The 21,971-nt window shown below is 59.6% G+C and carries 16 protein-coding genes; 5 read left to right on the top strand and 11 right to left on the bottom strand.

The window, feature by feature from the left end:
* Positions 1 to 365: 365 nt before the first annotated feature.
* Positions 366 to 1,736, bottom strand: a complete 1,371-nt coding sequence (locus Q7U76_04465) for a M20/M25/M40 family metallo-hydrolase (GenBank protein ID MDO8355624.1) — start codon at positions 1,734 to 1,736, stop codon at positions 366 to 368.
* Positions 1,737 to 1,853: 117 nt separating this feature from the next.
* Between Q7U76_04465 and Q7U76_04460 the strand changes: the two genes are divergently transcribed.
* Genes Q7U76_04460 through Q7U76_04450 form a run of 3 tightly spaced genes read left to right on the top strand, consistent with a single transcriptional unit; the run spans position 1,854 to position 3,969 of the window.
* On the top strand, positions 1,854 to 2,345 hold the full coding sequence (locus tag Q7U76_04460) for a hypothetical protein (protein MDO8355623.1): 492 nt from the start codon (positions 1,854 to 1,856) through the stop codon (positions 2,343 to 2,345).
* Positions 2,342 to 3,271: an NAD(P)-dependent oxidoreductase gene (locus Q7U76_04455; GenBank protein MDO8355622.1), complete on the top strand. Its 930-nt coding sequence runs from the start codon at positions 2,342 to 2,344 to the stop codon at positions 3,269 to 3,271. The genes Q7U76_04460 and Q7U76_04455 overlap by 4 nt, the downstream gene beginning before the upstream one ends.
* Positions 3,268 to 3,969 (top strand): hypothetical protein, encoded by a 702-nt coding sequence (locus tag Q7U76_04450; GenBank protein ID MDO8355621.1) that lies wholly within the window; start codon positions 3,268 to 3,270, stop codon positions 3,967 to 3,969. Before Q7U76_04455 ends, Q7U76_04450 begins: the two co-directional genes overlap by 4 nt.
* Positions 3,970 to 4,056: 87 nt before the next feature.
* On the opposite strand, the gene Q7U76_04445 is transcribed toward Q7U76_04450, so the two are convergent.
* The 4 genes from Q7U76_04445 to Q7U76_04430 form a co-directional block, all read right to left on the bottom strand.
* A complete protein-coding gene (locus Q7U76_04445) occupies positions 4,057 to 4,518 on the bottom strand; it encodes a hypothetical protein (protein ID MDO8355620.1) in 462 nt (153 codons plus the stop codon).
* Between the two features lies 1 nt (position 4,519).
* A complete protein-coding gene (locus Q7U76_04440; protein MDO8355619.1) occupies positions 4,520 to 5,026 on the bottom strand; it encodes a hypothetical protein in 507 nt (168 codons plus the stop codon).
* Positions 5,027 to 5,029: 3 nt separating this feature from the next.
* Entirely contained in the window at positions 5,030 to 5,806 is a 777-nt protein-coding gene (locus tag Q7U76_04435) for a carboxypeptidase-like regulatory domain-containing protein (protein ID MDO8355618.1), read from the bottom strand.
* A 128-nt stretch (positions 5,807 to 5,934) separates the two neighbouring features.
* On the bottom strand, positions 5,935 to 10,653 hold the full coding sequence (locus tag Q7U76_04430) for a multicopper oxidase domain-containing protein (protein MDO8355617.1): 4,719 nt from the start codon (positions 10,651 to 10,653) through the stop codon (positions 5,935 to 5,937).
* A 540-nt stretch (positions 10,654 to 11,193) separates the two neighbouring features.
* On the opposite strand from Q7U76_04430, the gene Q7U76_04425 reads away from it, so the two are divergent.
* Together Q7U76_04425 and Q7U76_04420 are read left to right on the top strand one after the other, a co-directional pair.
* Positions 11,194 to 12,111, top strand: coding sequence for an SUMF1/EgtB/PvdO family nonheme iron enzyme (locus tag Q7U76_04425; GenBank protein MDO8355616.1), 918 nt, complete (start codon positions 11,194 to 11,196; stop codon positions 12,109 to 12,111).
* A gap of 43 nt (positions 12,112 to 12,154) precedes the next feature.
* Entirely contained in the window at positions 12,155 to 12,775 is a 621-nt protein-coding gene (locus Q7U76_04420; protein ID MDO8355615.1) for a hypothetical protein, read from the top strand.
* A gap of 155 nt (positions 12,776 to 12,930) precedes the next feature.
* Here the strand turns inward: Q7U76_04420 and smbP are convergent, their stop codons facing one another.
* The 6 genes from smbP to Q7U76_04390 form a co-directional block, all read right to left on the bottom strand.
* A complete protein-coding gene (smbP, locus tag Q7U76_04415) occupies positions 12,931 to 13,308 on the bottom strand; it encodes a small metal-binding protein SmbP (GenBank protein ID MDO8355614.1) in 378 nt (125 codons plus the stop codon).
* A 29-nt stretch (positions 13,309 to 13,337) separates the two neighbouring features.
* Positions 13,338 to 13,844: a hypothetical protein gene (locus tag Q7U76_04410; GenBank protein MDO8355613.1), complete on the bottom strand. Its 507-nt coding sequence runs from the start codon at positions 13,842 to 13,844 to the stop codon at positions 13,338 to 13,340.
* Positions 13,845 to 13,854: 10 nt separating this feature from the next.
* Positions 13,855 to 14,628, bottom strand: coding sequence for a carboxypeptidase regulatory-like domain-containing protein (locus tag Q7U76_04405; GenBank protein MDO8355612.1), 774 nt, complete (start codon positions 14,626 to 14,628; stop codon positions 13,855 to 13,857).
* A gap of 29 nt (positions 14,629 to 14,657) precedes the next feature.
* Positions 14,658 to 15,254, bottom strand: coding sequence for a hypothetical protein (locus Q7U76_04400; protein ID MDO8355611.1), 597 nt, complete (start codon positions 15,252 to 15,254; stop codon positions 14,658 to 14,660).
* 130 nt (positions 15,255 to 15,384) lie between these two features.
* On the bottom strand, positions 15,385 to 20,136 hold the full coding sequence (locus Q7U76_04395) for a multicopper oxidase domain-containing protein (protein MDO8355610.1): 4,752 nt from the start codon (positions 20,134 to 20,136) through the stop codon (positions 15,385 to 15,387).
* A gap of 527 nt (positions 20,137 to 20,663) precedes the next feature.
* The gene (locus Q7U76_04390) at positions 20,664 to 21,878 is read right to left on the bottom strand and encodes a sigma-54 dependent transcriptional regulator (protein ID MDO8355609.1); all 1,215 of its coding nucleotides are present in this window, start codon (positions 21,876 to 21,878) and stop codon (positions 20,664 to 20,666) included.
* Positions 21,879 to 21,971 lie beyond the last annotated feature (93 nt).

Raw genomic sequence — 21,971 nt, 5'->3', positions numbered from 1 at the left:
CCACTGCTTCATCGTGGGGCCTCAGCGAGCAAGAAGGATGGTCTGGCTGCTCCCCTCCTATCCTTCTGAGGCCGCGCGTTGCACAAGCACAGGAGACCCTCAGCCCAGGTCCACATCCTCACTCCATTCACCCACCCTAGGAGGAGTGGCCAAGGCTGCCCTTTACTGCGCGCGGCCAACGAGGGGAGTCCGCGACCGCGCGTTGCGCGAGCACAGAAGATCATCAGTCTCCATCCCCTCTTCTGCGCAAGCGATCCCTCACTACTTCGTTTTCAAGGGCAGCCTGGTCGATCCTCGATTGCGCGCGTCGAACGAGCACATTCCTATCGTGCGCGTTCCGCGAGCAGGAGGACGACCAGGTTGCCCTATCCCTTTCCCATCTTCGCCAGCTCGTCAAAATAATGCGCGAAGGCCTTCATCCCGCTGGAGGCTTGGCCCCAGTCGAAGTATTCGTTCGGCGCATGGTAGCCGTGCTCGGGCAGGCTCAAGCCCATAAACAGGATCGGCACCTTCCAGGCCTTCTGCATCGTCACCACGGCGCCGATCGATCCGCCTTCGCGTATAAAAGCCGGTTCTTTGCCGAACCCAGCTTTCGCCGCCCGCTTCACACAATCGACATAGGGCCCGTCGAAGCTGCCCTTGAACGGGTGCAGCATGCCCTCCCGCTCGACCTTCACGTTCGGATTGATCTTGGCCACGTGGCGCTTCAGCAGAGCAAAGGCCTTTTCCGGAGTTTGATTCGGCACCAGCCGCATGCTGACTTTGAGTTCACCATGGCCCGGCACGATCGTCTTCACTCCCGGCCCGTGATAGCCGCCGGTCAATCCATGCACCTCGAACGTCGGCGCGGCCCAAATGCGTCGCATGATCTCGGCGGGATCGTCTGTACGTAACGTCTGAAATCCGTAGGCCTGCTTGAAGCTCTTCACCTGAAAACCTGATGCGAGGAAACTCTTGATCTCCGCTTTGGTCGGCTCAATCACATCGTTATAGAAACCTGGAATCTTCACCTTGCCGCTCTTGGCATCGACGCAGGCATGGGCCACTTCCATCAGTTCCGTGAGCGGATTACGCGCCGCACCTCCCGTTACACCGGAATGGGCGTCTTTCGTTCCCGTCCGTAGCGTGAGGCGAGCGCCCAAGAGGCCGCGCAGGCCATAGGGCATGGCGGGCTTTCCTTTGGCCAGCCAAATGGTGTCCGACACGACGACGGAGTCCGGCCGAGGAATTGCCGCGCGGTTCTTCATCCCCGCTGCGAAATGGGGACTGCCGATTTCCTCTTCCAGCTCCCAAAGAAATCGAATATTGATCGGCACTCCCTGCTCAATCGCGTACCGTGCGCCGAACAGGGCTGCGAGCGCTGGCCCCTTGTCGTCCGTCGCGCCACGGCCGTGATACAGGCCGTTCTCGTTCTTGAACGCAAAGGGCGCTTGCTTCCATTCCGGCTCCTGGGCCGGCTGCACATCCATATGGTTATAGATGGTGACCGTCGGATGCTGGGCGCCGGTCATCCATCCTCCCGACAGGATCGGATAACCGCCGGTCTCCACAATCTGGGCCTCAGCCCCCAGGCCCGTCAGCACCTGCCTCGCAAATTCCGCCATGCGCCGGATGTCGGGGGCTTTCGCCGGATCCATACTGATCGAAGGAATCTCCACCATCTGGCCAAGCAGATCTTCAAACCCTGGGCGGGTCTCCGTGATATAGGCCGCGAGATGTCGGTCGTTTATACTCATGATTCGTCCTCCTGAAAGATGCCGCGGATTATACCGACTTGTATCCCAACTACGAAAGAGATTGTCCTTCCGCAACAGTGCGAACCGCGAGTGCAAGAATGGTAGAATGCACGGCCTATGACCATCGAATGGTTCGACACACACATGCGAGCGGTTTTGGTCTTCATCGCCCTCTGGTTGAGCTGGACTGCGCTGCCATCCGCTACTCACGCCGCTGACCCCATCACGATTCGCGAGATCCTGGAGGAACCCAGCCGTTTTCACCTTCGACAGGTGATCCTACAAGGCACCGTTCGAAACGTGCAGCCCCTCGATCCCTATACGCTGCCGGCTGGCACCACCTGTTACGGCGCCTACCTTTTCTATTTAGAAGACGAGACGGCCTCGATCAATGTGGCGTCGTTTGGCCGCTGCGGTCTCCCGACGGTCAAAGATCCCGACGTGGAAGACGGCGCACGCATCGAACTTCAGGCGACAGTCCAAGCGCCAAGCCACGGCGGCTACTATCTCAGTTTCCAGGGAGTCACGGTGGCAGGAGAACGAGAGGGTGTGATTCAGGCGGTGGCCGACCGCATCACTCCGCTACTCGATGAGGCAAGGCCCCAATGATGAGAACTTTACAGAGGGCCACCCCGGCACAAACCAGAATCGGATGGATCGGCACAGGCGTGATGGGATCGTCGATGTGTGGTCATCTACTCCGAGCGGGATATCCTGTCACCCTCCACAGCCGCACAAAATCCAAAGCCACAGCGCTGCTGGACCTCGGCGCAACGTGGGCCGGGAATCCAAGCGCAGTCGCCGCTGAATCGGATCTGCTGTTCACGATGGTGGGTTTTCCCCAGGACGTGCGGACCGTCTATTTCGGCGAAGATGGAATCCTCGCCGGCGCACAACCAGGCACGGTGCTCGTCGATATGACGACGACGGACCCGGCCCTCAGCCGCGAGATCGCCGAACGTGCAACGGCCAAGGGGCTCTCAGCGATTGATGCTCCTGTATCCGGTGGCGATGTGGGCGCGCGCAACGCCACCCTCTCGATCATGGTCGGAGGCGGCAGCGAAACCGTGCAAGCCGTGATGCCGCTCTTCGAGCTATTAGGGAAAAAGATCGTACATCAGGGAGGGCCCGGCACCGGGCAACAGGCAAAGCTCTGTAACCAGATCGTGATCGCCGGCACAATGATCGGTGTCTGCGAGAGTCTGCTCTATGGCCACCAGGCGGGGCTCGATCTGAACAAGATGCTGGACTCCATCCGTGGCGGAGCCGCCGCCTGTTGGACGCTGGATCATCTCGCGCCTCGTATTCTGCAACGCAACTTCGACCCGGGATTTTTCGTGGAACATTTCGTCAAAGATATGGGCCTCGCGCTGGAGGAATCGAAACGGATGGGACTTGCCCTGCCAGGTCTCACCTTGGTACATCAGCTCTACCGGACCGTCCAACAGCTCGGGCATGGCAGGAGCGGAACCCACGCGCTCATCATCGCACTGGAAAACCTCTCCAACGTCCACGGGAATATGACGCCGACATGAATGTTCCATCATACATCGCGCTGGCCCTTTCGTTGCTCCTCACTGGCTGTGCGAGCAGTCAGGGCCTGCATCTGGACTCACTCAAACTCACGCTGCAAGATGAAGAGACTCGCTTTGTCGGTGCTCAGCCATCAACATCGGCGGTAAGCTCCCCGACCAGACAAGGCCCTCCAAAATTGGGGCTTTATGTCATGCCAACGGGATTCCTTCACCATGAGTTCGAGTGGACCGATGCCGATCGGGAATCCCTGCTGGCCTGGACCAACGAATTGCAACGAGACCACCTCATCAGCGGCGCCTCCTTCATCCACATCGCGTCGATCAAGGGGAATCAACTGGTACAGTTACGCGAATCCGCTATACGACAGGGCATAGACCTCCTGCTCATCGTGGATGGCGCCGCGACCGTCGATCGCTATAACAACTACAAGGGGGCCCTGCTCTACTGGACGATCCTCGGGGCCTATTTCGCCGACGGCACCCACAGCGATGCCCTCTGTCTCGTGCGAGCGGCCTTCTGGGATGTCCGTGGAGAAACCAAGCTGGCGCAGGAAGAAGCGCAGGGATCGTCGAAGATCGTCGGACCCGCCGCACGCGTGGATGATCGTGATGGGATCACCGCAGCACGCCGACAGGCACTGACTAAACTCATGAACAGACTGCGGGAATATTTTGCAAGGACCGGCAGCGGACATTGACCATGAGGGATATGACTGCCGCGTATCGGCAACCCGTTGCCGGCGGGAACTGGTGTGGCCCTCTCTCCACGTCGCGCCGAGAAGGAATTACGCTCCGCTCTCTCTGACAGCAGCCAAATGCTTCACGGCTTCGCGCACAGCTGCTCTGGCTTTGATCGCCGGATTCAAACTCGCCCCCGGATCGACCCAGTCCCCCAAGTCCGCAACCCGCCGGCATTGCTTGATCGCCTCCAATAGGTAGGGCTGGGCTTCCGTGCCATGCGGATCGGTCGGAGGAAGAGATTTTAGAATCGCTTCTGCCTGTGTACTGACCTGACCGCAGTGATGGACGATCGCTTTGGTATCCCCCATTCCCCCATGCGCCACCATCTCTTCGGCATTCTTCATCAAATCATCCGCCTCTTCCCGGAGCTTCGATCCTGAAATTTCAGACGCCAGGGAGATCTCCACGGCCAACGCCGGTTGAAGCCACGTGAGCGTGACAGCCCCCAACAGCATGGTGGCGATCATCCCCACATTGAGAATCGGAGTCGGCCGCACGTACCCCATCCTAATACCGTCCCTTCGGTTCTGCCGAGGATGAGGTCAATGTACGATAGAGCCGATGAAACTCGTCTGTCGTGAGATCGGGGTTCTGAAGTTGCGCAAGAGCAGCCTGGCCGATCGGAAACTCGACTGTATCGTCGTAATTCGACGAGGCGATGGTCACGAACCGAGGAGGAAAGAGCCGTTCAGGCAACAAAATCCCGACGCCAAGATTGTATTTCAGCGCCAAGCGGATCGCGTCCCGAGCCCTCTCGGCCGGCACATCCCGGCCGAAGCCGATGTTCTGCGGTGGCTGGCCCAGTTTGGCGAATTGAAAGTGAACGTTCGTCAACCCTGCTTGGACGAACTCCTCGCGTACCGCCGCCACCTGACTCTTCAAGCGATCGGCGAGTACCACCTCGACCCGGCTCACCGAGGGAGCCTCCGTTCCCTCGGCAAAGAGGGCGGGCACACCGATCGCCAAGATACAGACAGCGATCATGCTGGCACTCACATATCGGTGCAGTTTCATGACCTACTTTGCCTCAAAGGTAAAACTAACCGACGCAGCCCCATTGTCAGTCACCGTGATTGCCTGTTCCTTCTCGCCAAGAGTCGGATGCCAGGCCTTGATGCGATAGGTCCCAGGCGGAAGATCCTTGATGGCAAAGGTCCCTTCCATCCCGGTGATGGCATAGTAGGGGTTCTCCACGGCAAGCCCATGCCCCTGCATATAGGGGTGCATCCCGCATTGCATGGTGACCCCGTGCCGATTCCCTGTGAGCCGAACGATGTCGCTGGTCCCTGCCTTGGTCAGGGCCGGCCGGTGAAACATGATAAAAATGTGTTCCCGTTCCCGTTCATAAAACTGCAGATCATGCGCAACTGAATCCAGGTTGACCACGCTCAGCGGATGCTCATTTCTCATGACAGAGACAAAGGGTACGAATTGACAGATGTTCGCTTCGAGTTTTGTCTCCTGAAATTCGAAGGGCTTCCCCTTTACGACTCCCTCGATGGTGACGATCACATCTTTCAATCCCTGCTGTTCACCAACGGCCACTTCGCGAAGGAGCCGATAGCCGGAACCATCCGAGAGGGCGCCGCAATAGGCACGATCGTAGTACCGGCGCAGCTCGAATCGTGTCGGCTCCGGCAGCTCACCGGAAAATTTCACCGTCCCCGTGACCGTCCCGCCATTGGCGACGGTTGTTTCCTCATAGGCTCCGGCTTGCGCCATGCCGCCCAGCCCAACCGTCAGCGTCACCACTATCATCATGTTCGTTGCGAATCGGCGCACAGATCCAGGCATATTCTCCACCCTACAAATGTTCATGGGGGAGCCCGCAGGCTCCCCCATGGGCTGAGTGATTTGGGACCGGCTTAGCACCTGTGTTTGTGGCCTGCGCGCCCTGAGGCACGCAGGCCACCGGATGCTGGCTATCGTCCGCCCATCGATGTCCGCACGAGACTCCCGCCGTCCGTCTCACGCTCCGCCGTCTTGCCGGCAGGAAGCTGTGAGGCCAGTGAGAGAATGTGCTGGTCACCGACGGGAAGGACTTTGAAGAGTCCCCATTGCCCGGCATTTGCATAGGCCGGACGCTGGTTCTTCCACATATAGTCGCCGGCGATTTTATTCGGTCCACCGGCGCCGCCCGTGAGATAGGCGTTGATGACCTCGGAACCGCCGAACTCCATGGTGCTGACCTGGTCGGCACCCTGCATGTAGGGCTCATGTGGCCATTCATGGCCGTCCACGGTGAACAACTGCACTTGCTCGCTGAAGGCGCCGAGTACGTGAATCGCCACCGGGTCGCCGAGATGCGCCTGCAGCAGCGGCGTCACTGGCTCCTCACCGGCCTTCACACAACTGAAGACCTGGAAGAGGTCACAGCCCTTTTCGATCCGCCATGCAGCCGGTTCCGAGCGATAGTTGACCGCTGAGATACCAGCCACCTGCTGGATGTAGGGCATGAAGCTGACGCCCACGATATTATCCTCGTCCTGGAACATCAAGGAGAAGTCGCGGTAGTTCTTCCGAGTATCGTTGCCGGGGATCGTCCGATCCACCAGCACGTCGGCACGCCAGCTGCTCTTCATCGTGATGTCGTCGCCGGTCATAGGGTCACGATAGCGCGACCCCTTCGGACCGACGATGATGGACCCGAACAGACCGTTCCGTGGATTCTCCACCACGTTGCCCCAATCCTGGATGAGGGCCGCCAGTTCACCGTACTCCGGATGTGCATAGTAGGTGTACGTTTTGCTCTGGCCCGGCGCGATCGTTTGATCGCCGGGATTGTTGCCGACATTGGCGCCGAACGAATCTTTCGGATCGAACGCCATCATATCGACGTGGAACCCGGCTCGTTCTTTGGCCATCTCGTTCTTCAGATTGATCTTCACGCAATCGCCGACGTTCACATGCAAGGTCAGAGGGCTCGGCTTCAATTCGCCGGACGTGACCTTCGCACGATCTGCAGCAAGGATGTACATCTTGCCCTGCTCGTTCTCGAAGACCATCTTGCGTTCAAGGTCCACTTCCATCGTACCGGGCGTTCCTTCGTGGAACCGGATACGCTGATCGATCGCCGACACGTCGAACGTCTTCAGGGGCGCCTCCGCCGGACAAACCGACGAGGCCGACTTTTGAATCTGCTCACGGCTCGGCAAGGGCTTCAGATCCCCTTGCAGTTCATCGAAGACACGGAAGAGGCCCCAACTGCCTTCCGCAAAGTGCGAGGCACGGCCACTGTAATACATGTAGTCGCCCGCTTGTTTCTGCGGTCCGCCCGCAGCTGGAATGGCCGGGTCGTAGCGCTCTCCGATCGCCAAGTGAATCGTGCTCCGCGGCATCGCCATGATCCCGTAGCGCTCCATCGGGAACCAGTGCCCCGTCACGTGCCACGTATGGACTTCATTGGCGGAACCGACAAGTGCACGAACCATAATCGGATCGCCGAGATAGGCCCGGAGCAACGGTGTGCCCGGATCGCCATGAATACCGGACACAAACAACTTCGACGGGTCCGGATTGTTGGCGAGGCGCACGCTCAACGGCTCCACACGCATGCTGTAGCCGCTGCCCGTCGTGGCTTCGCCGCCGTTCAGGAACGTCATGGCGGACTTGTTGATCCGCTCAGGGAACTGATGCGACGGAGGCCCATCGACGGTCGTCGCCCCCATCCTGGCTTGCGGATTGTCGGTGGTGATCAGTTCTGCCGATCGCGCATTGCTGTCCATGATATGCATCATGACTTCGCGGAAGCTGCCCCGGATATGGGCCGACACCGGTTCCAGGGTATGAATGTCCGCGATGGGACCGCTCCGGAGTTCCTTCCCGGTCACCGGATCGTGATAGGTCGAGCGCGGAGGCTCGGTGATGAAGGCCGAGAACAGCCCATGGCCCCAGGTATCGGTACCGAACACATGGTCGTGCCAATACACCGTCCCGAGATCCGCGTCTACATACCAGCGCTCACGAATGAATTCCACGCTGGCGATGTCGTTTTTCTTATGTCCGTACTTCAACGGAGCATCGAAGGTGATCGTATTGCCCTTGATGTCCTTGATCCGCGCGACTTCGAAATACTTCGGGTCATCCATGCCGACGCCGAGTTCGGTATTGACATGGAACTTCTCCGAATTCTTCACCGTAATGCTGCGCACACCGGCTTTGGTATCCGCCGTCAGCACCGTATTGCCGGGCAATGGCATACCCTTGTCCGGTTGCGGATCTTCCAACATCGTGAAGGCCCGCAGCGACATGTCGTACGAGAACCCGATGGTGGGTCCGTCCGATGCGCTCGTGTCGAACTGGAAGAAATGCGGATGGAGGTTGATCTTATTCGCCCATCCCGTCCGTGCATCGTCTGGAATTTCGTTCTTGAAGATGACATCGACGCAATCGTAGACATTGCCTCGAATCACCAAGGGCAGCTGCTTCTTGGGATTCTTGCGAACCTCTTCCTCTTCTTCATGCAGGACGTAGATCATACCGATTGGGTCCACAATCGCGGCGGTTTTCGGAGTCGCCGGCTTGAGGGTAATCGGCAGCGTGATGGAATGGATCGTAAAGAACTTGCGTGGAGAATGTTCCGGACAGAGGCTCCAGGGCCCCTGCTCGCCAGGCTTGGCCTGTTCGGTACTTCTCGTTCCATCTTCCCGTACGCGGAAGGGCTCCAACCAAGGCGCGCCTCCGTGATTCGGCGCAAACGGAGGCCGCTTCCCGAGATGCGGACGCAGCCAAGGGAAGGCCAGTTTGCCGGTCTGCGGATCGAACGTGATCGCCGGACGCTTCAACGGAGTCGGCGACACATAGTCCGCCCACTTGTGCGGCGTCTCCGGCTCGTTGAGCGCCAGTGCGCCGTCCCACTTCCAGTTCACGACCGTCGCATCGTGCGCCTGCGCCTGCTTGACCTGGTCTTCCGTCTTGCCGGGCAATCCTTGCGGCGGCAGCATGTACTCGACCCAATCCTTGATCGAGACTTTCACGGGATTGGACTTCCAATCCGTTTTGTCCTTGGTAATCTCGTACTTCTTCCCGCCGTACCAGTCCACCGTGGTGCCGACCAACTTGTCTGAGTTGACCGCCTGCTTATTCTTGCCCTTCCGGTCTGGCAACTCGACGAGCGGCTTCATCACGTCGGTTTGCACGCCCGGCGTTTGCAGCGTGTTGTACACGCGCCAGAAACCCCACATGCCCGTCACATAATGCTGCGGGATATGGCAATGGAACACGAACTCGCCGGCCAGGGCCTGCAAGCCGCCCGATCCACCTTCGATCACTTCGTCATAAATCTCCGACGGACCGATGGATTGCACATCGAGCCGGTCAGAGGTGTCGCTGATCGGCGGGAACTTCACCGGACCATTCTTGGACAGGGTCGGATCGAGTTTGCTGGTGCCAGGCTGTCTGGCCCAACGGATGGATCCACCATGCATATGGTGCGAATGCACGATTTCCGAACCGCCGACCATCCGGAACTTGGCCGGATCACCCAGATAGGATCGCGGAACCGTCGTCGCCGGATCGCCGAAGGTATAGGACCCATAGCCCTGCGATTCATCGGCAAACCCGACCAGATGCGCCTGGATTTCCAGACGTTCACCGTGTGGTTCGCTACGATAGTTGAGCAAACGCGCGGATGGACGATAGGTGTCCGTGTGGGCATCGCGCTGCGGCAGCATGTCGCCCTTTCGATTCAAGAGACGGAACGTCTCGTCGCCCGCCTCATGATAGAAAATGACGAATTCACGGAAGTCTGAGCTGTTCGCCACATCGATGATGGCTTCCCAGCCGCTCTTCATCTCCTCCGCCGTGAACGGGCTGAGGAAACGGGAGCCGCGAGGCTCGACCACGAGCGATCCCAAGAGGCCCAGGGAGTACTGATCCCGACTCGCATGGCTATGGAACGCGCGGCCGCCTTCCTGCAAATCGATGGGGATGTACCATTCGAATTCCCCGCTCTTACCGGTTGGAACCAGCGCGTCAGGATTATTGCCCGTCGCCGGCTTCCCCGTGCTCGCCACGAGCATCTGGGAACCGTTGATGATCATGTTCGTCGGCTCGTCCGCAATCTGATTGCGCAAGGTTAACCGCAGACAATCGCCCTGATTCGCCCGGATCACGAGCGGCTGAATGAGATCGCCCTGCAGGCCATTTGAAACGGCGCCGCCGGCAAAGGTCGGATCCTCACTCTCCCGCGCCGCCTTATTCTTCGTTTCTTCCTCGCGCACCCCGGCCACGTTCTCGGTCAACGCATACATGTACCCCGGATAGAAATCGCCGAACCGATTGACGGTGATTTCGACATTCATCGCCGTGACATCATAGGCACGGACAGGGGCGGTCACCGGACAACGAGCACCCTGCGTCACTTGCACCTTGTCCGGGTCCTCAGCCACGAGCAGCACACCCTGCTGCATCGCGTGGGCGCCGGCCCCCTGGAACGGTCCCTTGGTCTTGACCTCCCGCTCGATCTGCAGGACAGCCTTCGACATCTTGTCCTGCATCATCGGGCCGGCAGCCTGATGGACGACCGTCGCCTCCGCGGCCGTATGTTGATGCGGCGTCGCTTCTGCCCATGTCTGCGTGACGCCTAAGACGGCGGCAAGCAACGCGACTCCTGCCTGACTCATGATCTTTCTACTGGTCATCCTTTTCCCCTCCTGAACAACAACCGTTGAATACCGTCCATCCACAGCAACTCCATACACTCGACGCTGGCGCGGTGAGGCGCATTCGCGTCCTGTCATAAATATAGTCCGGTGAAGGTTCCGCTCTGCGCGGTTGCGATTTCAGGAGGCCAGTCCATAAATTACGCAGCCTTCACCGGACAGGTGTTCAATACTCAAGCACACAGTAAATCGGACGATGGATGAGCAAATACCGTTCCATCCAAAGCTGGTGGAACCTGAGAGGGGTTTCCTCAACGATTCAGGCAGATTTCGATTCTGCCGATGGCGACTCACGTCACGTCATGGGACATCAACGCCCCACTCTTCGCGACGAGATTACGATAAACAGCTGATGGGAGAAGTGGATTGTGAATTGTCTGAAGATTCCGCCCAATGGGGCGCAGATGTCCCATTCATGCCGAATGATGAAACACCGCACGATGACCTTCCCCTTCATCCTTGTGCCGATAATATCCTCGTATTATAGTGACACCCTTTTCGTCCTGGCATCGGAGCCTCATGCAGAACAGCACTCGCACGATCACATGCACGCGCCGCATTCCGGCTTGTCTCTACGTCGGCAGTTGCATCTTCGTCGTCGTCATCATACTCCTAGGGGCATCACTCTCATCCGGCTCTGCCGAAACGAGAGGCGATGTGCGAAGCCCTCTCGATGCAATCGTCGCACGTTCGGACGAATCTCCAATGCTGCCTGTCCCCGAGGGCACGTTCATCATGGGCACCGCCCGCTACACCGACAAACCATTCAGCTTGGATCTTCAATATGACGACACTGAGCAGCCGCAGCGACGCGTCTGGCTCAATCGGTATGAAATCGATCGAGACGAGGTGAGTCTGGGAGAATACTTACTATGGCTGAGGCAGCAACAACGCCTCCCCCCCGAGGAAGTGGGAAAACTGATCGATCACGTCACGACCATCCATGCCCTATCGCCCGAAACATTGGCACGGTGGCCGGCACTCTACGTCACCTGGTCTGAGGCCTCGGATTTCTGTCACGCGCACGGCAAGCGGCTCCCGACGGAAGCCGAGTGGGAGAAAGCCGCTCGCGGGGACAGCGGCAATCTGTTTCCTTGGGGACAAAAACCTCCCACGCCTGCGCTCGCGATGTTCGGGCAGTATCACGTGCACGAAATTCCCATCGTGGCGCCCGTTGATCGTGGGGAGGAGGGGCGAAGCCCCTATGGCCTGCACCACATGGCGGGCAATGCCGCCGAGTGGGTCGAAGACTGGTTCGGAATCGACTACTATATGACCATGCCGGACCGCAATCCGCGCGGTCCGGCCAACGGACGCTACAAGGTGGTGCGCGGAGGCTCGTGGAAAAGCACGCCCGTGTTGTTGCGAACGGCCACCAGAAGCGGGGCATCGCTGGATCAGCGCGCCGCGACCATCGGTTTCCGCTGCGCGCGATGAGTACAGTAATTGCGTGGCCTGGCAGGCCAAGGAGAAACATGACATGACACGGCCAAGCTTGCTCATCATCGCCCTCTTATTGATCCACGCGTTCGGCGTGCAAGACGGCGCCCCCGCTGCTGCTGGAACAATCGACGCCACCGCGTGGAAGCTCTATACCAATGCCCGCTTCGGCTTCTCCGTCCGTTACCCGGAACATTGGCGTCTTGGAAATCCGATACCGGACGGAATTGGCGTAACGCTCTACCCCCCTATCGACAGCAGCCTCGTCGCGCTATCCGGCCACATGAATGTCTTGGAGGGCAAGAGCCAGGATGGACGGCAGACGCTCGCTGAATTTGCCGCAGCCCATCGCCGCATTATCACGGAACTCTACGGCAAGAAAGCGATCACGGTGAAGTGGCGGCAGGATCAGGAGATGTCGCTGGCCGGATTCCCCGCGAAACAATTGGCATTCACGTATCAGGATGCCACGCACGGCGAAATGATCGAACTCCACATCTTTTCACTCGGTCGCAACGAGGGCCGCGGGATACGAATCAAAGTGCCGGTCTCGGCACAAGAACGATTGATGCCGGCGATCACCAGAATGCTGGAGAGCTATCAGGCGGGGCGAGATCAAAATGCGGTCAGCCCTCTGGCGCCGAAGCCCGATGCTCCATAGACTGCGCCGCACTCATAAAACGAGACGGGTGAGATTGTCTGGAAATGCGCAACGGGTGAAGCAGACTGAAGACTAAAGTGTTCGGAACTTCGAACCCCGACCTTCAGCCTTCGGACTTCAGCCTTCGGATTGCGCTTGTCGCGCGCAGCCCGTTTCTATGCGCCACCATCCCGCAGCGCATTCAGATGCTTCATCGCCTCCCTGGCCGCTGCGCGAGCTTTCGTGGCGGGGTTTAAGCTGGCGCCGGGATCGACCTTGTCGCCCATCTCAGCCACCCGCTTACACTGCTTGATGGCTTCCTGTAAATGGGGCACGGCTTCCTTGCCATGCTCGTCTATGGGCGGCAACGCCTTGAGAATCGCTTCCGCATGTTTCGCCACTTCACCGCAGTGATGCACGATGGCCTTCCCATCACCCATCCCTCCATGCATGACCATTTCCTCGGCATCTCGGAGCATCGCCTTCCCGCGATCCTGAATGTCTTTCGGCGACCCCGCCTGAACGAAAGACGTCCCGACAGAGAAAGACAGCACGACAATTATGAAAACTTGTTTGAGTCCCATTAGAACACCCGGCCTTTCTTCACTGGCAATTGATTGGCCGGCGTCAGTCGGCGGTACAACGCGTGAAACTGCTCCGTCGTGAGCACTGGATTCTCCAATTCCTTCATGGCCTCCTCGTTCACGGGATATTCCACGGTGTCGTCGAAGCTGGAGGAGGCGATCGTCACATAGTGGTCTGGGAAGAGCCTCTCCGGCAAGAGGATCGTGATGCCCCGATTGTAGTGCTTCGCCAGCCGGATGGCAGCTCGCGCGCGCTCCGCCGTCACCTGCGGCCCAACACCGATATTGGTCGGCGGACGGCCCACTTTCATGAATTGAATATGGATGTTCGTAAGGCCGGCCTCAGCAAATTCCTGCTTAATCTCGTTCACATTCTTGCGATGCTCATCTGCCAACACCACTTCAACCCGTCCCGCTGAAGGGGGCTCCTGCTCCGCAGCCAGAGCCGAGCCGACCGGCAGCATTCCAAGGAGCATGACAAGAACGACGGCTCGGTTGTTCATCATTGGCCTCCGGTCAGTTCGCGTCAAACAGTACATCGAGCGTGGCGGTGCCCTTCGGTTCGACTGTCAGCTCCCGTTCTTGGACGCCCAGAATCGGATGCCAGGCTTTCACACGGTAGGTGCCGGGAGGAAGGTCACCGATGGAAAATGAGCCGTCCAAGTCTGTCACAGCATAATAGGGGTTGTCGATCGCATACCCCCAGTTCTGCATGTAGGGATGCATCCCGCACTGCATGGTGAAAATTTTCCGCCCTTTGACCAGATGCACGACATCCGTGGTCCCGGTCGCCATGAGCGAAGGCCGGTGGAGGACAATGTCCACGCCGGACTGGTCGTAGCTGTAGCCCTGAATATCGTGCGACACCGGATCTCGATTGGTCACGGTCAGTTGCCGCTTGTCGCTCACGACAGTGACGAAGGGAAGAAACTGGCACACATTGGCTTCGACCTGGGCATTCGTAAAGGTGAACGGCTTCCCGCTCTGCACCCCTTCCACGACGACCACCACATCCTTGAGACCGCCGCCCTGTCCGACATTCACTTCCTTGAGAAACCGGCGTCCGTCCCCCTCTGACAGGGCGCCGCAAAAGACGCGATCCGGGTATCGGCGCAACTCGAACTCTTTGGGCTCCGGTGCAGTCCCTTTAAACGTCACCGTGCCCCGCACCACCGCCCCGTCCGTCACAGCAACGGTGTCATACGCGCTGGCCTGCCACAGGACTCCGAACCCCATGCTCATGTGAACAATTACACCAAGACACAGGCCCATCCTGATTGATCTTTTCACTGGTGTCCCTCCTCCACGTCTTGCGTCAGCTACTGTCGCGTCTCCGCAGGCGGATTCGCCCGATCCAATCGTTGCGGGAGTTCGAATAAGAACGGAGATTGCTCGGTGAAGATCACATGGCGAAACTCCTCCGACCACTTGCCCTGCTTGCTCACCGTCTGCACCGGAAACCGCTGAACCTTGGTCACCCATTGATAATATTGTCTGGATCCCCCACTCTCCGCAACGGTGACTTCGAACAGCTCGGTGGGATAGCCGTTCAGCGTTTGCTCGCCGACGAATTCGCGCGAGAGTTCTCCTTCCATCGTTTCGCTCACCGCCAACTGATGGTCTCTCGCAATCGGCACCTCAAGATACTGCCGCCGCTTGGACAAAATGAGCCAGGAGCTGTGGCGGTCCATCCGCACGATAATGATGCTGGCGCCCCCTTGCGGTTGGGCGAACTCGAACCGCCAGCGATCGTCCTTGGCATTGACGTGGGCGGTCACCACCTTCTTCCCACTCGTGACGATCCGCTCGGCGGAAAAATCGAGCGCCGTGACGTCGTCAGCCATGACGACGAACAAAAACGCCGCCAGAGATCCCAAGAGCCACTGAAACTGTTCCCTGTGCCCCCTCTGTCCCATGTGGTGGTTCTACCTCACGGCTGAGCCCCGCTTCAAGACGCGCTCCCCTCCCATCCGCGAAAAGGAACGGGGGAACCCGGACATACACCTGTCGGATTCCCCCGCACCGTTTCCTGATGTCTATTCCGGCCTAGTTGGCCTTCATGGACACCGGCACAGACTGCACTGGAGTCTGCTCTTCAGCCTGTTGCGTGGCCGGCGCCTGCCCGCTCAGCGGCAGGATCGCCCGGCTGTCGCGGTCGAGCACCGTCAACGTCCCCCAGTGACCGGCGTCGAGATACCCCGGTCTCTGGTTCAGCCACAGATAGTTGCCAGGGATCCCGTTCGGACCTCCGGCCCCACCATGCAGCCAGGCATTGATCACCTCGGTGCCGCCGAACTCCATGGTGCTCACGAGGTCCGCCCCGCTCATGTAGGGCTCGTGCTTCCACTCATGGCCCGACACGCTAAACAGTTGCACCTGTTCACTGAACGCGCCGAGGACATGAATCACGACCGGGTCGCCCACATGCGCCGCGATGGCCGGCGTCACCGGAGTGTCGCCCGTCTTGACGCAGGCAAACACTTCGCTGTACGCACAACCCTTCTCGACCCGATAATCGGTCGGCTCGGACCGGTAATTCACCGCCGTCACGCCTGCCACCTTTTGGATGTAGGGCATGAAGCTGGTGCCGATGATGTTGTCTTCATCCTGGAACAGGAGCGCGAAAGATCGATAGTTCTGTCGAGTCTCGTTGCCCGACAGGCTCCGGTCCACAATCACGTCCGCTCGCCAGGAACTCTTCTGGGCCAGATCTTCGCCGGTCGCCGGATCGCGATACTGCGATCCCTTCGGACCGATGACGATCGCTCCGAAGAGCCCGTTCCGCGGATTCTCGATCACATTCCCCCAATCCTGAATCAGGGCGGCGTTCTCCCCGAACTCCGGATGCGCGAAGAACGTGTAGGTCCGGCTCTGCCCCGGCGCCACCGTCTGGTCGCCGGGGTTGTTCCCGGCGTTGATTCCCATCGACTCCTTGGGATCGTACGCCACATGGTCGACGTGGAACCCGGCCCGCTCCTTGGCCATCTCGTTCTTGAGATTGACCTTGATGCAATCACCCACGTTCACGTGCAGGGTCAACGGGCTCGGTTCAATGCTGCCCGCGGCGACCTTGGTCTTCTCGCCTTCGAGCACGTACATCTTGCCGGTCTCGTTCCCCAACACCATCTTCCGCTCCATGTCCACTTCCATCACACCGGGCGTGCCCTTGTTATAGCGAATCGCCTTGTCGATAGCTGCAACATTGAAGGTCTTCACCGGCGCATCGGCCGGGCAGACGGACTTGGCCGACTGCGGGATCTCTTCCCGTCCCGGCAGCGGCTTCAGCGTCGCATCCGCTTTGTCCAATACCCGGAAGAGGCCCCAGCTGCCTTCCACGAAGTGCGACGCGCGACCGCTGTAGTAGGGGTAGTCGCCCGCCATCTGTTGCGGTCCTCCTGCGGCCGGAATGGCCGCATCGTACCGCTCTCCGATCACCACGTGCAGCGAACTTCTGGGAATGGAGTTCTTGCTGTACCGCTCCATCGGGAACCAGTGGCCGCTGATGTGCCAGGAATGCACTTCGTTGGCCGATCCTTCGATCAACCGGACCACGATCGGATCGCCCAAGTACGCCCGCAACATCGGGGTCCCGGGATCGCCGTGGATCAGACTGCTGAACAGTTGCGACGGATCCGGATTGTTCGCGAGCCGCACTGACAAGGGCTCGACGCGCATGTTGTAGCCGCCGCCCGTCGTCGCTTCGCCGCCGTTCAAAAACTTCATCGGCGACAGGTTGAGTTTGGCCGGATAGACCGCAGACGGCGTGCCGTCCACCGAGATGGCCCCCACTCTCGCCTGTGGATTGTCGGCCGTGATGAGTTCCGCGGTCCGGGGATTGGAATCCATGACCTGGGTCACGATTTCACGGAAGGAGCCCCGGATATGCGCGGACACCGGTTCGAGGGTATGAATGTCCGCCACCGGCCCGCTGCGGATTTCTTTGCCGGTCACCGGGTCATGATACGTGGACCGCGGCGGTTCGGCGATGAAGGTGGAGTAGAAACCATGGCCCCACCCGTCCAATCCAAACACATGGTCGTGCCAGAAAGTGGTCCCGAAATCGGCGTCCACATACCACCGTTCACGGATCCACTCCACCGACACGATCTCGCCCTTCTTATGGCTATACTTCAGCGGCCGCTCGAACGTGATCGTGTTGCCCTCGATCTTGCTGATGCGCGCCGACTCGAACCCATTCACTTCGTCCATCCCCACGCCCAACTCGGTCTTGACGTGGTACCGGGAGGCATCCTTCACTTTGATGCTGGCCGTCCCCTTCGCGGCATCGGCCTCCATCGTCGTGTTCATCGGCACGGGCATGCCCTTGCCGGGATGCTCGTCCTTCAGGATCGTGAACGGTCGCAGCGACATCTCGTACGAGAAACCGATGATCGGGCCGTCCGACGCCTGCGTGTCGAACTGGAACATGTGCGGATGCAGGTTCGTCTTGCTGGAGAACCCTTGCCGCTCATCATCTTTCAACTCGCTCTTGTACACGACGTCGATGCAATCCTGTACGTTGCCGCGGATCACCAGCGGCATCTGCTTGGCGGGATTCTTCCGGACTTCCTGCTCTTCTTCATGCAGTACATAGAGCAATCCACCCGGATCTACGATCGCCGGCGTCTTGGCCGTCGCCGTCTTCAGCGTGATCGGCAACCCGATCGCGTGGATATTGAAGGACTTCAGCGGCGCCCCTTCCGGGCACAGACTCCAGGGCCCTTGCTCGCCCGGCTTCGGCGGTTCGGTGGAGTTGCTGCCGTCCTCGCGGCGATGGATCGGCTCCAGCCACGGCGCGCCGCTGTGGCTCGGAGAGAACGGCACGCGCCGGCCCAGGTGCGGCCGTAACCACGGCCAGGCGATCTTGCCGGATTGCGAATCGAAGAGAATCTCCTGCCGCTTGCCCGGCGTCGCCGACTTGTAGTTGACCCATTCGTACGAGGTCTCTGGCTCGCTGAGCGCCTTGCTCCCATCCCACGCCCAATCGTTGACCGTCGCATCGTAGGCCAGCGTCTGCTCTTTCTCGGTGCTCTTCTTGCCCGGCTTGCCTTGCGGCGTGAGCATCATCTCCACCCAATCCTTGATGGAGACCTTGACCGGGTTGGCTTTCCAATCGGTCTTGTCCTTGGTGATCTCGTACTTCTTGCCGCCGTACCAGTCCACCGTCGTGCCGACAAGCTTGTCCGACGAAGTGCCCGTCTTGATCTTGCCGATGCGATCCGGCAGCTCGACCAGCGGCTTCATCACGTCGGTCTGGGAGCCCGGCTGCTGCAGCGTGTTGTACACGCGCCAGAAGCCCCACATGCCCGTCACATAATGCTGCGGGATGTGGCAATGGAACACGAACTCACCGGCCAGGGCTTGCAGGCCCCCCGACCCACCCTCAATCACCTGATCGTAGACCTCTGTCGGCCCGATGGACTGCACGTCCAAACGGTCTGAGGGATCGCTGATCGGAGGGAACTTCACCGGCCCGTTCTTCGACACCGCGAAGTCCAGGTTGCTATTCCCCGGCTGGCGCGCCCAGCGGATGGAGCCGCCGTGGAGGTGATGCGAGTGCACGATTTCCGAGCCGCCCGCCATCCGGAACTTGGCCGGATCGCCGAGGTAGGACCGGGGAATGGTCGTGGCGGGATCGCCGAAGGTATAGGACCCGTACGCCATGGACTCATCGCCATAGAAGCCCATGTGGGCCTGAAGCTCGATGCGCGTGCCGTGCGGTTCACTGCGGTAGTTCAGTAACCGCGCGCCCGGCCGATAGGAATCGGTATGCGGATCGCGCTGGGGCAGCATTTCGCCCTTCTTGTTCAAGAGACGGAACGCTTCGTCGCCGGCCTCATGATAGAAAATCGCGAATTCCCGGAAGTCCGCGCCCTTGGGATCTTCGATCATGGCCTCCCAGCCGCTGGCCATCGGCTTGCCGTCGAACGGGCTGAGATAGCGTGAGCCGCGCGGCTCCACCACCAGCATGCCGATCAAGCCCTGGTTGAACTGGTCGCGCGACGCATGCGATCGGAAAAACCTCGCCCCCTCCTGGGTATCCGGCTTGATGTACCATTCGAAGCTCTGCTTGCCGCCGGACGGGACCGTTGCATCGGGATCGGACGGAGTGGCGGGTTTTCCTGAGGCCGACACCACCATGGAGGACCCATTGATGATCAGGCTGGAAACTTCATCCTTGATATCGTTGTGCAAGGTGAGCTTGAGGCAATCGCCCTGGTTGGCCCGGATCACGAGGGGCTGAATGACATCGCCCTGCAACCCGTTCGACACGGCGCCGGGATCGTTTTCCTTTTCCCGCGCCGCCTTGTTCGCGGCTTCTTCGCCGCGGACTTTCTCGACATTCTCTGTGAGCACGTACATGTAGCCCGGGAAATAGTCGAGGAACCGGCTCAGCGTAATTTCGATGTTGATCGCCGAGACGTGATAGTCTTTCACCGGGGCGGTGGCCGGACAGCGCTGCCCGTTGTTGACGGAGACTTTCGTCGGATCCTCCGTCACCAGGAGAACGCCTTGCTGTAACATATGGCTGTTGGCGCCCGTACTATACCCGCCTTTCTGACCGATCGATTCCTGTTGACGCTTCACCTCCTCCATCATACGGTCGTGCAGGACCGATCCGCCCTCGCGATAAATTACCTTGTCTGCTGATGCCTCCCCCACGTCGCCGTGGTGACCATGCTGCTCTGCGGCCAGCCCCATCGGGGATGCCAGCAAACTGCTGACGAGCAGCGCTGCCGGCAGACTTGCCGCCGCGCGGTAAGCCCGGCAGCTGTGCGAACCCGATACCTTTTTCATACTGCAGCCTCCTTCTTCTACCGCCGCCCCTCTTCCGGACGGCGGGCTGAGATTGACCCTGCCCCGCTGTGATCGTCCACTGTTCTATTCGGCAGCCTCGCCGCTGCCGGCGAACATTTTTCGTTCCAAAAACAATAAGGGCTGGTGAAGGGCATCTCCCTGAGATGCCGGTTATTCAGAGGCCGGTCCAAACAACTGTTCCTTCACCAGCAGTGAAACTCTTGCGCAAAAACAGTGCCATTCACATAGGGACAGGACGGCCAGCGAAATACCGCTGTCCATGCTGGTTTCCAGGTTCTCGGCCACGCTTCACTGTTTGAAGAGGCTTTTCGGAGAATGCGACTTTGCTGTCTCATCTCCGCAGAGATGCAAGCGCGAAAGCGCGAAGAATCAAGCAGATAGACCTGTCTATCGACTTAGACACAGACTCGCGCGGAATGTGGCGGGTTGGGACAGTTGGGAAAAGGAAGAAAGACAAGCCGCGGGATTTCGGATCGGCGGAACAATGCGTGGAGACTCGGCTATCGTCACGACGAGCGTAGCCGGTCAGGAAGGTGCGTGAGATCAATGAGGGGGCCGTCGGCAAGCACGACCGCTCGCTCGATGACGTTCTGCAGTTCGCGCACATTGCCGGGCCAGGCATAGCGGCGAAGCAGCGCGAGCGCGTCGGACGTGAAGCCGGCCTGCAGAAGTGGCCTGCCCCGCTCGCGTAAGGTGGTCTGCAGATACGATCGCGCGAGCGCCTCGATATCCTCGACGCGACCGCGCAGCGGCGGCAGCACGATCGGAACGATGTTGAGAAATTGATAGAAATCGTCACGGAACTCGCCCCGGCTGCAGGCGCGTTGAAGATCCTGGGACGACCCGGCGATCACGCGCGTGTCAATCTCGACAAAGCGGTCGCCGCCCACCCGGCGACCCCGTCGCTCTTTCAAGGCGCGCAACAGTTTCGCCTGGAGTTGCAAACTGAGGCCGCCAACTTCGTCCAGAAACAGGGTGCCTCCATGCGCCAGCTCCAAGAGCCCCGGCTGCGATCCGACACCGATGCGGGATGCCGACTGCTGAGTCCCGAATAGCTGCACCTCCAATGCAGAGTCATCGGAAGTCAGACAGTCGACCGGCACGAACGGTTTCGACTGACAAGCACTCCTGGCATGGATCGTTCGCGCGACGCACTCCTTGCTCGTGCCCTGTTCCCCGACAATCAGCACCGTGGCCTCGGTCGCCGCCACTCGTTGGATGAGCTCCCGCACCGCCTGCATCGCGGCACTGATTCCGGCAAGGACCTCCTCTTCGATCCGAACGGTTGATCTCTTAGCCTTGCCCCTCGATGGGGATGCCGATTCGTCCTCATACTTTGTCGAGTCGCCCGATTCTTCGCCCAATGCGCGCCGGATCACGGTCCGGAGTTCCTCCCCTGTAAAGGGTTTGGTGAGGTAATCGAATGCGCCATGGCGCATCGAGGCGACAGCGGTCTTGATAGACGCATAGGCGGTCAACAGCACAACCTGGATTGCCGGATCGATACGTTTAGCCGCTTTGAGGAGACCGATCCCGTCAAGTCCCGGCATCCGAAAATCGGTCAGCAGCACCTTGGGATGTTCGCGCTCAATGGCCGCCAGTGCTTGGCTTGGGTCGGTTTCCACAAGGCAATCGTACCGATGCCCGCTCAGTATCCGGCGGCAATTTTCAAGTGCGTCAGGCTCATCGTCCACGATGAGAATTTTGTCCGGTGCTGCCATACTATTTTGCCTTCCGATTCTCCCCTAGCCTCTAGTCGGCAGGCAAAAGGAGGACGATGATCGTGAGGGTGAGTCACGTTGTCCGCTCATCGA

The sequence above is a fragment of the Nitrospirota bacterium genome, assembly GCA_030645475.1.
Lineage (GTDB): Bacteria > Nitrospirota > Nitrospiria > Nitrospirales > Nitrospiraceae > Palsa-1315.
This window is presented reverse-complemented; position numbering and strand designations above follow the sequence as displayed.

Excerpts from the sequence above, each read along its gene's own strand:
- Q7U76_04465 (MDO8355624.1), bottom strand. The coding sequence starts at position 1,736 with ATGAGTATAAACGACCGACATCTCGCGGCCTATATCACGGAGACCCGC.
- Q7U76_04460 (MDO8355623.1), top strand. The coding sequence starts at position 1,854 with ATGACCATCGAATGGTTCGACACACACATGCGAGCGGTTTTGGTCTTC.
- Q7U76_04455 (MDO8355622.1), top strand. The coding sequence starts at position 2,342 with ATGATGAGAACTTTACAGAGGGCCACCCCGGCACAAACCAGAATCGGA.
- Q7U76_04450 (MDO8355621.1), top strand. The coding sequence starts at position 3,268 with ATGAATGTTCCATCATACATCGCGCTGGCCCTTTCGTTGCTCCTCACT.
- Q7U76_04445 (MDO8355620.1), bottom strand. The coding sequence starts at position 4,518 with ATGGGGTACGTGCGGCCGACTCCGATTCTCAATGTGGGGATGATCGCC.
- Q7U76_04440 (MDO8355619.1), bottom strand. The coding sequence starts at position 5,026 with ATGAAACTGCACCGATATGTGAGTGCCAGCATGATCGCTGTCTGTATC.
- Q7U76_04435 (MDO8355618.1), bottom strand. The coding sequence starts at position 5,806 with ATGCCTGGATCTGTGCGCCGATTCGCAACGAACATGATGATAGTGGTG.
- Q7U76_04430 (MDO8355617.1), bottom strand. The coding sequence starts at position 10,653 with ATGACCAGTAGAAAGATCATGAGTCAGGCAGGAGTCGCGTTGCTTGCC.
- Q7U76_04425 (MDO8355616.1), top strand. The coding sequence starts at position 11,194 with ATGCAGAACAGCACTCGCACGATCACATGCACGCGCCGCATTCCGGCT.
- Q7U76_04420 (MDO8355615.1), top strand. The coding sequence starts at position 12,155 with ATGACACGGCCAAGCTTGCTCATCATCGCCCTCTTATTGATCCACGCG.
- Q7U76_04410 (MDO8355613.1), bottom strand. The coding sequence starts at position 13,844 with ATGATGAACAACCGAGCCGTCGTTCTTGTCATGCTCCTTGGAATGCTG.
- Q7U76_04400 (MDO8355611.1), bottom strand. The coding sequence starts at position 15,254 with ATGGGACAGAGGGGGCACAGGGAACAGTTTCAGTGGCTCTTGGGATCT.
- Q7U76_04395 (MDO8355610.1), bottom strand. The coding sequence starts at position 20,136 with ATGAAAAAGGTATCGGGTTCGCACAGCTGCCGGGCTTACCGCGCGGCG.
- Q7U76_04390 (MDO8355609.1), bottom strand. The coding sequence starts at position 21,878 with ATGGCAGCACCGGACAAAATTCTCATCGTGGACGATGAGCCTGACGCA.